The organism is Vibrio rumoiensis (assembly GCF_002218045.2).
GTDB classification, from domain to species: domain Bacteria; phylum Pseudomonadota; class Gammaproteobacteria; order Enterobacterales; family Vibrionaceae; genus Vibrio; species Vibrio rumoiensis.
On record NZ_AP018687.1, the window covers coordinates 1 to 13,601 of the forward strand.

Below are 13,601 nucleotides of genomic sequence, written 5' to 3' on the forward strand. Positions count from 1 at the left end.
ACCCACCTCAATTTTGGTTACTTTCAGGTGATTTATATCACCCCCAAACTTTCACATGTGAAAGATTGTACATACCATAAAATGATACTGCAATATCTAATTATGGTTCTGTTAAAACAAACTTGAAACAAAAAACGGCCATAAAGGCCGCGTTTTTAGAAGGTTTGTACTGTCAGCGCAATTGTAGCAGGGCAGCACCAAGCTCATTCGCCAATAACTGCTTGGCAGTGCAGAGCCTCGTTCCGGCGTAAGCCATTACACATGACAGCGTTTCTGTCAGCATGTTGCCATGTTCGGTATCCTATTACTTATTTAGAACAAATGCTTTTACTGCCAGCTTTGCTCTAAACCAAACGCAAGGCTTCTCTTTGTAGTGAAAATTAGCATGGTCATCACAGGCAAGCGCGTACTGCGCCTTATCAAGCCTACAACCGAACTGCAAAACCTCCACAAACAGGCGCAGCAACTCAGGCCCACGAATGATGAGCGCTATGATTAAGAAATCCAGAAAACTCAGAATCATTTTGCGGATTCCTTACTTGTTGGTTTCAATAAGGCCTTTGGCTCGTAGCGCAGCCAGAGCTCGCTCAATTTTCCAAAGTGGCTGCCCCAGTAAAGCGGCCAATTGCTGTGCTGACATACGATTTCCCTTCATTTAGATTTTAAAAAACTCAGATATTGACCCCAAGCCAGCCCTGTCAGAAATGACACTAGCTATTACCAAAAAAACAATTGGAATATACCAACCGCTCATAGTCAAACCTCCCGCCACCCAAAGCGTGAGCAGTGCTGATACAGAAGCAATCAATGCAATAAGAAGGACTTTTGTTACGTTCATACAAACCTCTTTTTGTTATTAAATAATATCAACTAAGCTATTTCGACAATTTATAGCCCGTGAGAGCGGATAGCAAAATTTTCATCTCTTGTGTTAAATGCCTGGCAGCAACCACATCATCACCTTCATCACAAGGATGAACTTCTACACGGTCTAGCTCTTCACGAAGCACAGCTTTGGCCGCCAACTCTAAGGGACTAGCATCTAGCCCTATTGATTCTAATAAATCACGCTTCATGAATATTGCCCTGCTCCCGTTCCTACCATTCCTATTGCTGGGTTCATCCAAAATCCATCAAAGCCGGTGAACATTTCCGCCTGGGTGCGAATGTACTCAAGGATGATGTCACAAGCGATCCAGCGCCGGTTATTCCTTTCTGCGGCCAACCCGCTCTTATTCGACCCACTGAACGGATCAACAACCAGGTCCCCCTCTTCTGTCAGGAAGCGGATAGCCATCTCAGGAATGTCTGTTGGGAACATGGCCGGGTGCGGCGGCAATCCCAGTTCTTTAGCGATCCTGCGAAGCTCCAGCGTATCCGCACAACGGTGTCCGCGTTGGATAACGTTCTTCGGTATCCGTCCTTCGGTAACATTAGAGAATGCGTTCCCTCTCAGTCGATAGGCCCCGTCACCATAACTAACCACCCTGCTATCACCGCCTTGGGCCATCAGCTTCTGATGTTTCTCTGTATGAGGGATTAAGACCCTTCTGTTGTCTGAGCGCACCCTGTCAGGGTCGTTGGTAAACCAATAAACAGGCTCCCACCCGGAACACAACTGGTAACGATTCACACAAGCCCACTGGGTAGGACTTGGTGGTTTGGACAGATTGATCCACGGCCATCTATCCATGAGAGACAGCCCGAGCCGGTCATGGAGCGCCAGCACCATTCTCTCAACGTAGAGAGATCTGGAGGGGCTCTTGGCCTCGAAGATGTCATTGCTGACATTCAGAACAACACTTCCACCAGGCACAAGGTTCTTGACTATCGGTTCGAGCGCCTGAGTAATGAAATCCACCCATTTGGCTTCATCAACGTTTCCATAGCCACGCTGTATCCGGAGCGGGAACGGCGGCGATGTAACACACAGATGAACCGGCTCATCGAGGTCAGAGAAAAAGCTCCTGTTGTTTGACCACACTGCCAGTCCAAGATTTGTTGAATAGGCGACAAGTCGAACGCCGCCAAGAGCCTCATGCAGGCCCTTCTTGGTTTTGCTTGATAGCTCCCAGACACCCCGCTCGCCGTCTACCTTTTGGATAAGGTTCATCGACTTGAGGGTTTGCTGATACCAGCGGATCTGCCTTTTCAGCTTGCTTCGCTTGACCTTTGCCTTGCCAATTTCACTTTGTTCATTCAGAGCGCTTTTAGGAATCCCTGCGAGCTCCGCCACTGAATCGTAGAGTTCGTCATTGGATAAAGGTTTATCCGCCTTGGCATACGCTTCTTGGACATGGAAGAGCTCTAACTGGTTACTCATCATGTCCCTCCATATTCTGGAATATGCCATTGAACACAGAGGTTGCTTCGGCACTACTTACGTTATGCTCGGTGTAAAAAGGCCACAAGGTTAACCCACCACCTTCAAACCAAGAGCAGCGAAACTGGATTGTCTGGTTATAAAGGACTTTGAACTCGACATGCTGTGGTTTGTCATAACGGCACATTTCACCGAGATCTAGGTCAAATTTTTCTATAACCAATGCGGATGACATCGCTCCCTGACTCAATCCTTCGCTGTTAACCCAATAAATCCTGTTAGCAGCACCAATAATGCCGATGAACAAGAAAGCCAGTATTGCCCCGGCCTTTAACCACACAAAAACACTTTTCACAATCATCGTTTTCTCCACCCAAAGATGTCTCTCACGTCCCGCACACAGAAGAACCAACTTACTTTTGGCAGAAACGCATCGACCAACACTCCTAAGGCGATAACAAAAAATGGTGCCATCAGGATGAAGCCCAAACGTGCAACGATCCCATATATACCTGCACAGATGAGTACGGCTGCGATGACAGTGCAAACTAGCTTATGCTGACGCCTTAGTCTGGTTAGTTCAGACGATCTTTGGTCACTGTTCATCATCAGTCTCCGAAAGTTGAACACTGACACTTACTGCCGCTGGAGGGGAAAACTGTACTGTCAGTCCAGACTCAAGCCTGATAGAGGAAACTACCAGCGCACCTGAGTCGGATGAAGCAGCTATTACCGCAACAATAGTTCCTCCTTCCAGCAACTGGATGGCATCCTCAACAGTACAGCGCCCCATTACTGATTACCCGCCAGATCCAGCTCTTGCTGGTCCTCATTGGGTTCTTCGGCCTTTGGCTCCAGCTCAGCCAGCTTGGCTTTCAGTTCCTGAAACGCATCGACATCTTCCCGGCTAAGAGTCAGAGTGAACGTTTCCCCGTCATCGTTCGGCTTGATGTTATCCAGGCGACTGGTGATAGAGCTCACGCCTCGGTGCATAGCCTCAACCACTTTTTTTCCCAGACGAGGACCTTTCTCGACAGACTTTTTGGTCAGTTTTTTTGGAGTCTTCTTACCGTCATTGCCAGTGGTTTGTTCTTCCTGTGCTTTTTTCAAGATCTCAACGGCGTTGGTGCCATGCTCGTTGTAGAGCTCCTGAGCATAGGTAGCGGCCACTGCCCCTTCCTGAATCATCCGTTTCAGCTCCAACGGCATCTCCAGAAGGGCACGAGCAATGCGAACGTGCTCAGCCGAGCGGCCAACACGTTGGGCAATCATTTGGTCACTCCAACCCCAGTTTGCAAGCCGGGCGTAGATCACGGCTCGCTCAAGTGGAGAAAGAGGGAGCCCATCGTTGCTGGTGGCGATCAGAAGGCTCTGTTCAGCTTCATCGCCTTTGTGCTCTACGACCTGCACGAACTGGATGTCCGCGCCTTCCTCGATAGCGAGTAACATGGCACGGCGACGGCGATGCCCTTCACGGACATATACCTTACCGTCGATAACCTTGACGATGATCGGCGGAACATAGTCGCCACGCTTGTAAGCATCGGCCAGAACTCGAATTCCAGCCTTAATATCCGGGCGCTCGTAGTAGTTCTCGCAGAAAGCACCACGGGTGTTAAACCCTTCCTCTTCAAGAAGAAGCTGAGGAGCGATAGTGAATCCATCCCCTTTTTTAAGTTCTTCGGGGGCGGTAACGCCTTTAAGAGCGCGGAGTGAATTGATAGCAGCCATTCGTTGGTTCTCCTTGTGACTTCCTCACTTTATAGCATCACTTTTTGATACTGTAAACAGTGCGGTATAAAAAAACCCAGTGCTTTACAGTACCGGGTTATCAATTGCTTCTCACCACTAAACGAGCCACATACCTCAAGTACAACTACTCGACTAAATGTTCACGCATAATCGGCCCCCCTAACATCTTGCTTTGGTGTTGATCGTTCTAAGCGCCAGGATGTTCAATCCAGAATGATCTTTCTCTTGTCTCGCTTGGGAGCTCCTTGTTCTTCCTGGTCCGTTGTGGGGCTGATAACTTCCGGCTCTTTGCCCTCACGGCTTTGTAGCTCGTCAAGACTGACCTGTTCTGTTGTATCGTGACTGTTCCCTGCTTCTCGTTGCTCTCTGGTTGAACGACGGATCTCTTCCGCAGCACCGCGCAAAAAGCCAATCACATTGGCACGGAATGCACGTCTCTTTTCCTCAACCTCAAGCAGGTAACTCAAGTAGATGTAAAACGGTATCGAGACGAATAATGACAAAGGAAACCAGCCTTTTTCGTTGGCAGGAACAAAGAATCTCGGCTCAAACACTTTTATGGCGATGACCGTCATCAGCACAGCTACGACTACTGGAGTCATAGCCATCATAAATCGAGAATGAAGGTATGCCATCCACATGCCTGCAACCAAAACCGTTACCGAGAGGAACAAGGCAACAACCAATGGGCTCGCATCAATGGTGATTAACCCTATCTGGATGATAATGACTAAGCAAAGAAGCACTATTCTGTATAGAAATGACCGCATTCCAACCTACCCTAATCCAAGATAATCTTGCGCTTATCTTTCTGAATTTCGACCGGTTGTTCAGGTTCGCACAGAACATGACTATCCTCGGGCGATTTCAGATCCTGAATGTTTGGCAAGCTCTTTCCAGCTCCAGCACTTCTTGGTCTGGGTTCCGTTACCGCAATCGCTATCTCATCCCCTTCTCGGAACTGCGGGTAGCAACCAACGCGGTTGGCATAGCGATTCAACGACATCTGTAGCAATCGGTGTTTCTTCGGGCAGGTGATTTGTACTGACACGCCAGAGTCACGAGCGGCCTCAAGCTGTTGGAAAAAATCCTCAGGAATCCCCTTTACAAGAAGAACATTCAACTGATCCATAGCTCTTGAGCTGGTTGGCATTGGATATGGCAACTCCCGATATTCTCTGTAGATGTGCCGCTTGATGGCTATGTGCAAGATAAAAGCAGCTACCCCCCACGCTGGACCAATGAAGAGCCCTGCACCGATAAGTAGCGCCGACAGTAAGGGGATGCCAGCTATACACGGCATTGTTTTTATCTTCGCTCCCTGTGGCGGCTGGCGCTCCTGCTCACTCATCTGCTGGCCCTTTACGTGCAACCACGTACAGCACTTTCAGATCGTAACCATCCACTTCCTGGTGAAGCACTTTCACTGGGACGCCTTCAACGGTCCTCAGGTACACGCTCAGCTCAACTTCCGGAACATCATCCCTGAGCCCCAGTACATTGCGCCACCCAGTCGATGTCTTCTGGCAGTGAGCGCCAACCCTATCATGCCGGTAGTAAATGTCTTTGCTATCCCCCTGACAGATAAAGAATCCACTAACTTGGCCTGTCCTTAACGTCCACTTGCGATTGTGGAAGGTAGCTTCTTTCTGCGCCTCAATGGGCTTATCTAAAGCAACCTGACTTACCACCAGCTCTTGTGCGGACAAACCAGACGCAGAGCCCAAGACCGACACCGATAATAGAGCGGCCATCACCGCCCGTATCATCATGCTGCTGCCTCTTGAGAGTTGGCGGCAAAAAATTTACCTTGTTTGTAGATTTCATCCTTCTCGAACGCGATAGCATCCGAACGACTGCTGAACGGGCCATAGCTCTTACCATCAATCAGCACTTTCCACTGGCAACGCCACACACGAGTCCATGCCGCAACTTTTGACTCGTCGGAACAAAGTCCGCGAATAACGTAGAACGCGACCATGAGTAAGCCGTTTGTTGGCACGATGCGCGAAACCCTTTTTTTACTGTACTCCTTCACATCGAGGCCTTTGAAGGAAACCTCATCGGCAAATCCGCAGACCTCACCATTTTTGATTACGATACGCTTCTTGCTCATAAAACCCCCATTAATCTTCTGAGTCTTCAATTTTTTTAGTTACAAAACACTCTCCAGTGATTAATGTCCCTTTAGGAATAAGCACTAACTTTTCACCTTCTTTGAAAACCAACTTCTTGCCGTCTTCATTTGTCACCTCACAGCCTTTCTCATTTATCTGGATGTGTGAGAAATCAAACGCTAATTTTTCGTTTTGAAAAACCTCGCTACTGGAGGGCACTGCAAACCAGATTGCTTTACCAACCCATGCAAGAAGTAAAAAACCACCTAAATAAAAGAACCCCTTTTTCAAATTGCTCATACCCTATCTCACTAATCCAAAATAATTTTGCGCTTGCCTGGCTGCACTTCGATTGGTTCTTCCTTTTGCACTTTCGGTGCTGGAGCCGAAGAACTGACAACCACAGGTTCTCTTTCTGTGTTTTGCTGCTGGCGCTCACGGAGTTCATCCACTGATGGTGGTTCATTACTTGGACGCTCTGTTCTTTCAGAAAGTCGAGCCTCCCTCAATAACTCATCAATTTCTGAATCTCTCCGGTTGTTCATGAATGCCCGATAGGCAAAGAAAATGAGTACAGGCAGCAATAACACCAATAGGAAAGGAAACGAACTTCCGCTATCTTCAACGGGATTGGCGCTGGCCGCGCCAGTATTCTCAAACATAGAACTAAGGACTGTTGGGGCAGTAATGATCATTATTGGAGGCATTATCCCCATCACAAGAGCCGAAAAGCTCTGTCTCATCATTCCAGTTACAATACCAAACAAGAGCATTGTCATAGCCAGCACCCTCATCAACGTGCTATCCAGAAAGCCAATCATGGCGTCACTGGCGTCCTCGAATGGACTTTGAAATGCACTGGTATTGCCGTCCGTGTTTTGGGTTGTGATCTTCTGTTTAGTAGCGTCGGCCTTTGGAACGCTCAAATTAGCTGGCGCTGGTTGCTGACTAGCGACCTTCTGCACTTCACCTTCTTGCTTAACCACCCCCAGATCCTGAGTTTTGACGTGTGTTTGTGCTGGTGGAGCTAATTGGTATTTAACTGCCAGGTTGTTGCCGTGGACCTCAATGGTTTGTAACGAGATGGGCTTACCTTCCATCTTAGTCAGGGCGTCTTGGAGCGGCAGCTCCTGAGCATCGGTCATACCGCCCATAAAGCCATTAAACCCATCATCATTAATACGACAGCGCAGTCTTCCCGAGTAGCTACGGTATTCACCTGGGCAAACAAAATAACCGCCTTGAGGGCCGTCCAACTTGCGCCATTTGTTACTTTTGAAGGCCTCCACTTTGGTTACAACCGGCTGGCCGTCATGGTAATCAATGACAGTTTTACTCTCTGGGCCAGTGTCCTCTGCCTTCTTGCTGCCTGAGTCATCTGAGAGCATTTGCCCCACAGCTACGCCAGTAACAAAGTCACTGGCAAAGGCCGCAGGAGCTGCGACCATGAGACCAACCAGCAAAAGAAGGGGGACGCGCCCTGTCCTTCTCATCACCATTCGTTCTTTTCCGTTTCGTGCTGGGTTTGACCAGCGTTGAAGTGGTACTCGGGTTTCAGCTCTTTTTCTTCGACTTCGAGCTCTTCCGGGCGAATACGCTGCTCCAGCGCTTCACAGGTCTTACCCTGGAATCCCGTGAAATCGGCAGCAATCTTGCCACCCTTGATTTTGATGTTTACCTTTTTCACTTTGTCACCTCGTTATTAAGTTCAACCAATCTGATTGCCTTGGCGCTATTACCAAACAGCTTCCTCAGCTTCCAGTTCCAAAGTGCCATCGTGATGCTGCTTCACCGTCACGCTGAAACCTTCCTCTTTCAACTGTTGCTCGTAGTGGAAGGCAATGTAGCGATCCTGCACCTTGCTGCTTGCCTGCTGCGTCCAGCGGCCATAAGAGCCGTAGTTTTCCTGGTATTGCTCCCAGACACCGTTTTTTTCCTTGTAACCAATCCGGTGCTCCTTGTTGTTCTGGTCGATCAGAACAATCGGGTATTTCTCTAAGGTGTAGCCAGCGCCTACGCGATACAGTTTTTCGTTTTCAACAACGACGCCAACACCTTCCAGAGCCTTCAAAAGCAACTCTTTATCTTTGTAGGCGACTTGCACCTTTCCTTTTACGATATGGCTCATCTCATCACTCCTGAGTTGTTTCTGGTGTTATGCCACGTTCTGACATAACAAAGTTAATCGTTTAGTCCTCGATGGCGAGTTTGCGGCCAGAGCCATTCTGCTCTTGAACATCGAAGTTGTTGGCCGGATAGAAGCCCTGATCTCGCAAGCTGCGGATCTGGTTAATGTCTTCCCGGCGAGTTTCACTGGTTGGGGTAATTCGTGTGACCGCATCCACCAGAGATTCATTATTGAGTTCTGTATCTTGGGCATTCGCCAGATACATAGCGTCAATTACGGCCTGTTCAATCTCTGCCCCGGTGTATCCCTCGGTAGTACGGAGTAGCGTAGGCATATCGAACTCGGCGATGTCTGCTTTCTGCTTAGCAAGGTGGATCTCAAAAATCTTCTGGCGCTCGGCCACACTCGGTAGGTCAATGAAGAACGCCCGGTCCCAACGGCCAGCTCGCATCAGTTCGGGAGGTAGGGACTGGACTCTATTGGCCGTCGCCACAATGAAGATTTTCTTCTTTCGCTCCTGGAGCCAGTAAAGGAAAGATCCAAGTAGGCGTTTGGATACTTCGTGTTCACCATCGGCATTGCCAAAGAACTTCTCCATCTCATCAATCAACACAACAACTGGCGCGATCTGCTCAATGGTCTGTAATGCACGGTTAAATTGGCGCTCAGTCTCACCGAGATACTTGCTGTAGAAACGGCCCATATCCAAGCGAACCAGAGTAGTGCCAAGTACCCCAGCAGCGGCTTTGGCGGTCAGCGATTTACCACCACCAGGCACACCGGCCAGAAGCACACCTTTCACGGGAAGGTCTTTGTCCCAACCGGCTTTACGAATCCGGAGGAACTCTTTGAGGTTTTCGAGGCCGCCCACGTTGCCAATATCAATGGCCTCTAACACATCAAGACCTACATCACGCAAGATGTGAGCTTTTTCTTTCCGAATTTCTCCCAGATATTCTTCACCCTTGAATTTCAGGTAAGCAGAGTAGGTGAAGACATTTTTCATCTGTGTGTGTGATAACCCAAGGGCATGGTTTGCGATGACAGAACGTTCGTTGCTCTCGAAGACACCGCCCTCTTTCACATTATCTTCACAGGTTTGGAGCAGTGTCAGGATTTCCTGATTACTCATGGCCGGGAGGTCGATGTGATAGACAAACTCTTCATTAAAGACATCTTTGCCAGCGATGATGTAATTGATCCCTTCATTCTCCAGATAAGTCAGGGATGATTTGAGCGCTGGGAGTGTTTCTGGGTTTGCTCGTTGACGGTCGAAGAAAAAAGTGTCGAACACGACAACGCCGTTTTTCGAGGCTTTCTTGGCCTCATCTACCATTGCCTTCATAGTGCCTGGATCTGGCAGCTTCTTGAATGGCATCACGATAAAGTGCTTGCCGACTTTTTTTGCAATTTCAGAGAAAACGCTCTCTGCGCGGCCCAGCTCAAAGGTGCTAACGTTTATGACCGGAAAGGACAATTTGATTGGGATTTCAAGTTTGTCCATTTGCTGTGTAATATCGCTCATCGCCTATCCTTTAAATAAATTTCGGATTGTTCATCACTTCATATCATAATATCACTTTATGATACTGTAAATATTCAATTTCCAACTCTGTAGCGGTCTACAGAGGATTCAAACAGCTTGACAGATACGTCTACACCACTTGCCACCAGCAGCTCACGCCACTGGCTACAAACCTGCTGTTTTAAGCCAAAGAACTCTTCGTTAACACGGGCATACTCTGCTGCCGAATTGGAGGCGGCTCGTTTTAGATCTGGCATCAGTGATTCAACGCGAGACTCTACTTTGTCCAGAGACGAACTAGCAGACGACAAGCTGAACAGCGAGAAGACGCTCCCAAAGTCGAAACCATCATTCAAACCGGCAAAGTCCATGCCTAGATCGATAAACTCTGTTGCCATTGAGTGGTGCAGCGAGCCCACAATGTCACGATGCTCCCCCAGGGTATTTGCGAAGGCTTTCACAGCTCTTTTCGCATCGTTTATTTCACTGCTGGCCGAGGAGTTGGACATCGACGACATGACGGAAATCCCCTTGTTGTCAGTCACAAGGTCGAGAACTTCCATTGATTGTGCTGACGAAACACTGGAGGAGGCCTCACTGATTTCGCGTAAGGCTTTTTGCCCCATGTCCACCAGTCGCTTATTGCTCTCGTGGAGCCGAGATGCAGCGTCAAGCCTATCCTGAGCTTGGGTGATTCGTTCCAGAATTTGGCTACCATCAATCGCTTGCTTAACAACCCGAGCAATCAGAGCCTCCTTGAGGCTTTCCCTCTCCCGATGCAAATTTCGTAAATTGCTGTTACAGCCTTTCAGTGCTGACCGTATAACGGCGATGTCCCTGCGAAACTGCCAGAATGTTTTGATTTTTTGCCAGAACCCCAACGATGCGCGCTGCCGACAGAACGCATCGTATTCCCCCCCTTTTTCTTTAACCTGACTAAGGGCACTGGCAATCCTATCCAGGTATTGCTGGTCTTTAGCCAAGTAATTTTGAATCTCTTGTTCCATCCAGTTCCCCCCAAAACTTTCACATGTGAAAGTTCATTCTTGCTTTGTTCTGCTAGTACAAAGTATTTTGCCTCAGTACCACACCTTATCCCCTTCCTGTTCACGCCCATTTTGGGCAATTACAGGCTCAATTGTTATAGGGTTATAAAGTGACCCTATAATAAACAAATAAAAACGGCATAGCCGATTTACGTTACTCTCCTTTGCTCCTTCCCCCGCATAGCGCATTACCAATGCGTGACGAAAAATCCTTCCATTCAGGACTGTTTCGGTAGTGTTCCTGTGTAGTTGTTTGTTCCTGTCCTGTTGATACAAATTGATCGAGAGCGTCCGGGCACGATGAGCAAACCCCCAACCCTTCCACTCGATTTACACGAAGCCAGTGGCATGGTTGACCATTTTCAACACAAGCATGATCATCTGTGCATCCGCACCCTATACATTTCGCCGTAAGCATAATCGCCTCCAAAAATAAATTCACACAATCATAGTATCATTATGTGATGCTGTAAATATTAAAAAGAAAGCGGCCAAAGCCGCCCTTACAAAATAGTTGTCCTTTAGCTACTTCTTTACATGAGCTTCAATCATTACCATAGTTATTTCCCTCCCAGAGGGTAAGGCGTGTCGAGTATCCAAGCATCAAAGGATGTTTCGGATCTCCTGATCCAGTAACACCGAATGTCATGACCGGCTTACCAGATGCAACCAGCCGCTCAAAAAGTCTATCCAGATGAATGTGGAGAGGCTTAGGCAGTTTAGTTCGGCTCCCCCAACAGGGCACCAGCACATCAGCATCTCGAATAATCCTTTCCAGATGAATTTCATTTTCAGGCCCGACAGGATCAACCGCCGTAGCCAGCTCACGAACGTCGGTCGCCCGAAAAGCAAAAGCATTACCGACTATGAATCGCCTCCCTCCGTTGACCTTGGTAAACCCTATCCACTTTCTAACTGTGTGATCGTCCTCGGTGGCCGTGGCCGTAGAGCCGTTTACACCAAAATAACCAAACACAAGGCCTTCGGGTTGCACATCCCTTTCAAGACGGTATCGGTACATGCCGCACTTGCTGATAATTGCACTCAAAATATCACCTCTTTTTGTCTGAAAAACGCCTATTCACGGTTGCATTTTTTAATGCTGTGATAGGATTAAAGTGTAAATTGAAAAGGAGAAATAACCATGAAACATGTACTGAATATCGCGCTGATGGCTATTGTTGTTCTTGGACTAGCTATGCTTGAGGCGACCAACTGGGGTTACGCAGTGCTCGCTATCCCGGTAGTTGTTTGGAGCAAACCAGTGCTTAATCTTCTGCACAAACTGCCGGTTCTGGCGGCTGCTTTTTGGGTTCTGGTTGCTGTTTTCGCATGGCAAGCGGCTCTTGCTGGTATCCTGTTCTATGGCGTACTTGCTACCCCTAAAGCGCCAGCTCCAGCAAACACCAATGGCAAGAAAAGCCGCAAAGCCAATCTGATGGGCACGTATAGCTACGACTTTAAAACCGGCGAATGCTTTAGCTAAGACTGGCTCCACGGTTATTTCTCCTCAGCCTTCCTGATGGGCGCTCTCAGCGCTCTCAGGACAGCTTCTTCAAGAGCTGCGGCCCCTGCTCTATCACGACGTTTTATTAATGCCCCATATTGCTTCCTGATGGGTAACATCACCTCTTCGAGTTCATTGCGCTTCCTATCGTCGGCTTCAAGTTTCTCGCTCCGCGCCAAGGCTTCGGCTTGCTCGCTTTTTGCTTGCCACTCTATCTGGTCGCCCTGCACCTCCCATGCTTTAACGTAACGAGCATCATCCAGACCCTTTGCTCCGCTGTCTGAAAAAGAGGCCCCTGAGTAAATGCCACCGACAACCCAGCGCCTTTTGCTTTTGGCTTTTGAGAAATACATCTCACGGCCTAAAACGCCATCGCGCAAAGTAGCTACCGAGATAAAGAGCCCAGCGTCCCCTTTCCTAAATCCACAGAACACAAACTCAAGCGGTTCGTATAAATCACTCATGCTGATCACTCCGAAGAGCAGATAAGGCCTTTTCTGCTCGCTCCTGGAGGTCTATCAGTTCGGCAGCATCATGACCGCTCAATGACATGTCCCCGCCATAGAGGCGATACTCAACGCTGTCCATCGCCTGGCGAAGCAATCCCAGAAGAGCATTCACGCTTGCCGATGCTGATAGGGCGACTGCTTCACCTTTCAACTCCCGGCCATTAAATTCCGACCACTCGGCTATGCCTGTCAGTTCGCAACAGTTTGAGCAGGACATACTGGCAACATTCTGTGGATCGTCTGGACAGTGTTCATTGATGACAAAGTTCATCTCGTCACTGCCACACTTTCCGCAAATGATATGTACTTTTTTGCCCATGCTGCTGCCCTTAGTGGAGAGTTTGCTCTTCCACAACAATTATTCCGTCAACCAAGCTGATTGTCGCGGGACCGCAGTTACCCAGCACCTCAGCTTTTACTCCATTGTTCAACGCGACATAAAGCCGTCGCGCACCATTGGTAATGCGGATGCCTTTCTGATCGAGTTGTTCAATCATTTCTTCGTAGGTGATTTTTTCGTCCATCAGTTCTCCTCAGCAAGAATCTCGTTGATGAGGTTCTTTGCTATCAATCTGGCTTCCAAAGGGACTGCCAGGTTGTCAATTCCGTCTCTTTCGTGGGCAACAATGAGTTGCGCCTTCCAAGCTATCCCGGAAAGAGAAGCATCAGGCTCTTTACCTGAGTTTCTCATACA

General features: G+C 48.5%; 21 protein-coding genes. 1 reads left to right on the forward strand and 20 read right to left on the reverse strand.

The window, feature by feature from the left end; translation table 11 throughout:
* Positions 1-304 precede the first annotated feature (304 nt).
* From VRUMOI_RS17735 to VRUMOI_RS17830, 17 genes are all read right to left on the reverse strand, one after another.
* Positions 305-523 carry a hypothetical protein gene (locus tag VRUMOI_RS17735; RefSeq protein ID WP_071681501.1) on the reverse strand — a complete coding sequence of 73 codons (219 nt, stop codon included), beginning with the start codon at positions 521-523 and terminating at the stop codon, positions 305-307.
* A 132-nt stretch (positions 524-655) separates the two neighbouring features.
* Positions 656-838: a hypothetical protein gene (locus VRUMOI_RS19290; RefSeq protein WP_071681503.1), complete on the reverse strand. Its 183-nt coding sequence runs from the start codon at positions 836-838 to the stop codon at positions 656-658.
* A gap of 37 nt (positions 839-875) precedes the next feature.
* Positions 876-1,076, reverse strand: a complete 201-nt coding sequence (locus tag VRUMOI_RS17740; protein ID WP_071681505.1) for a hypothetical protein — start codon at positions 1,074-1,076, stop codon at positions 876-878.
* Complete coding sequence (locus VRUMOI_RS17745) at positions 1,073-2,323, reverse strand: DNA-methyltransferase (protein ID WP_071681507.1); 1,251 nt, start codon at positions 2,321-2,323, stop codon at positions 1,073-1,075. The genes VRUMOI_RS17740 and VRUMOI_RS17745 overlap by 4 nt, the downstream gene beginning before the upstream one ends.
* Positions 2,316-2,684 carry a hypothetical protein gene (locus VRUMOI_RS17750; protein WP_219921394.1) on the reverse strand — a complete coding sequence of 123 codons (369 nt, stop codon included), beginning with the start codon at positions 2,682-2,684 and terminating at the stop codon, positions 2,316-2,318. The genes VRUMOI_RS17745 and VRUMOI_RS17750 overlap by 8 nt, the downstream gene beginning before the upstream one ends.
* A 431-nt stretch (positions 2,685-3,115) precedes the next feature.
* A complete protein-coding gene (locus tag VRUMOI_RS17765) occupies positions 3,116-4,054 on the reverse strand; it encodes a ParB/RepB/Spo0J family partition protein (RefSeq protein ID WP_022635571.1) in 939 nt (312 codons plus the stop codon).
* A gap of 224 nt (positions 4,055-4,278) precedes the next feature.
* Positions 4,279-4,845 (reverse strand): hypothetical protein, encoded by a 567-nt coding sequence (locus tag VRUMOI_RS17770; protein WP_089140457.1) that lies wholly within the window; start codon positions 4,843-4,845, stop codon positions 4,279-4,281.
* A gap of 11 nt (positions 4,846-4,856) precedes the next feature.
* Positions 4,857-5,426 carry a hypothetical protein gene (locus tag VRUMOI_RS19295; RefSeq protein ID WP_162598454.1) on the reverse strand — a complete coding sequence of 190 codons (570 nt, stop codon included), beginning with the start codon at positions 5,424-5,426 and terminating at the stop codon, positions 4,857-4,859.
* Positions 5,419-5,847 carry a hypothetical protein gene (locus VRUMOI_RS17785; protein ID WP_089140458.1) on the reverse strand — a complete coding sequence of 143 codons (429 nt, stop codon included), beginning with the start codon at positions 5,845-5,847 and terminating at the stop codon, positions 5,419-5,421. The genes VRUMOI_RS19295 and VRUMOI_RS17785 overlap by 8 nt, the downstream gene beginning before the upstream one ends.
* The gene (locus VRUMOI_RS17790) at positions 5,844-6,191 is read right to left on the reverse strand and encodes a hypothetical protein (protein WP_089140459.1); all 348 of its coding nucleotides are present in this window, start codon (positions 6,189-6,191) and stop codon (positions 5,844-5,846) included. Before VRUMOI_RS17790 ends, VRUMOI_RS17785 begins: the two co-directional genes overlap by 4 nt.
* A gap of 10 nt (positions 6,192-6,201) precedes the next feature.
* The gene (locus VRUMOI_RS17795; protein ID WP_089140460.1) at positions 6,202-6,492 is read right to left on the reverse strand and encodes a hypothetical protein; all 291 of its coding nucleotides are present in this window, start codon (positions 6,490-6,492) and stop codon (positions 6,202-6,204) included.
* 11 nt (positions 6,493-6,503) lie between these two features.
* Positions 6,504-7,640, reverse strand: a complete 1,137-nt coding sequence (locus tag VRUMOI_RS19380; RefSeq protein WP_231897580.1) for a hypothetical protein — start codon at positions 7,638-7,640, stop codon at positions 6,504-6,506.
* Between the two features lie 44 nt (positions 7,641-7,684).
* Positions 7,685-7,879 carry a DUF2997 domain-containing protein gene (locus VRUMOI_RS19385; protein WP_038268709.1) on the reverse strand — a complete coding sequence of 65 codons (195 nt, stop codon included), beginning with the start codon at positions 7,877-7,879 and terminating at the stop codon, positions 7,685-7,687.
* Positions 7,880-7,927: 48 nt separating this feature from the next.
* Positions 7,928-8,320 carry a hypothetical protein gene (locus VRUMOI_RS19390; protein ID WP_089140462.1) on the reverse strand — a complete coding sequence of 131 codons (393 nt, stop codon included), beginning with the start codon at positions 8,318-8,320 and terminating at the stop codon, positions 7,928-7,930.
* A gap of 61 nt (positions 8,321-8,381) precedes the next feature.
* The gene (locus tag VRUMOI_RS17815) at positions 8,382-9,845 is read right to left on the reverse strand and encodes an AAA family ATPase (protein ID WP_089140463.1); all 1,464 of its coding nucleotides are present in this window, start codon (positions 9,843-9,845) and stop codon (positions 8,382-8,384) included.
* A 74-nt stretch (positions 9,846-9,919) separates the two neighbouring features.
* A complete protein-coding gene (locus tag VRUMOI_RS17820; protein WP_071681513.1) occupies positions 9,920-10,852 on the reverse strand; it encodes a hypothetical protein in 933 nt (310 codons plus the stop codon).
* 583 nt (positions 10,853-11,435) lie between these two features.
* Positions 11,436-11,939, reverse strand: coding sequence for a DUF1643 domain-containing protein (locus VRUMOI_RS17830; protein ID WP_071681517.1), 504 nt, complete (start codon positions 11,937-11,939; stop codon positions 11,436-11,438).
* A 96-nt stretch (positions 11,940-12,035) separates the two neighbouring features.
* Here VRUMOI_RS17830 and VRUMOI_RS17835 point away from each other — a divergent pair, with 96 nt between their 5' ends.
* Complete coding sequence (locus VRUMOI_RS17835; protein WP_071681518.1) at positions 12,036-12,377, forward strand: hypothetical protein; 342 nt, start codon at positions 12,036-12,038, stop codon at positions 12,375-12,377.
* Positions 12,378-12,391: 14 nt separating this feature from the next.
* Here the strand turns inward: VRUMOI_RS17835 and VRUMOI_RS17840 are convergent, their stop codons facing one another.
* The 3 genes from VRUMOI_RS17840 to VRUMOI_RS17850 are packed head-to-tail and all read right to left on the reverse strand — an operon-like array spanning position 12,392 to position 13,431.
* Positions 12,392-12,862, reverse strand: coding sequence for a hypothetical protein (locus tag VRUMOI_RS17840; protein ID WP_071681520.1), 471 nt, complete (start codon positions 12,860-12,862; stop codon positions 12,392-12,394).
* On the reverse strand, positions 12,855-13,226 hold the full coding sequence (locus VRUMOI_RS17845) for a hypothetical protein (protein WP_071681522.1): 372 nt from the start codon (positions 13,224-13,226) through the stop codon (positions 12,855-12,857). Before VRUMOI_RS17845 ends, VRUMOI_RS17840 begins: the two co-directional genes overlap by 8 nt.
* Before the next feature lie 10 nt (positions 13,227-13,236).
* A complete protein-coding gene (locus tag VRUMOI_RS17850; protein ID WP_071681524.1) occupies positions 13,237-13,431 on the reverse strand; it encodes a hypothetical protein in 195 nt (64 codons plus the stop codon).
* Positions 13,432-13,601 lie beyond the last annotated feature (170 nt).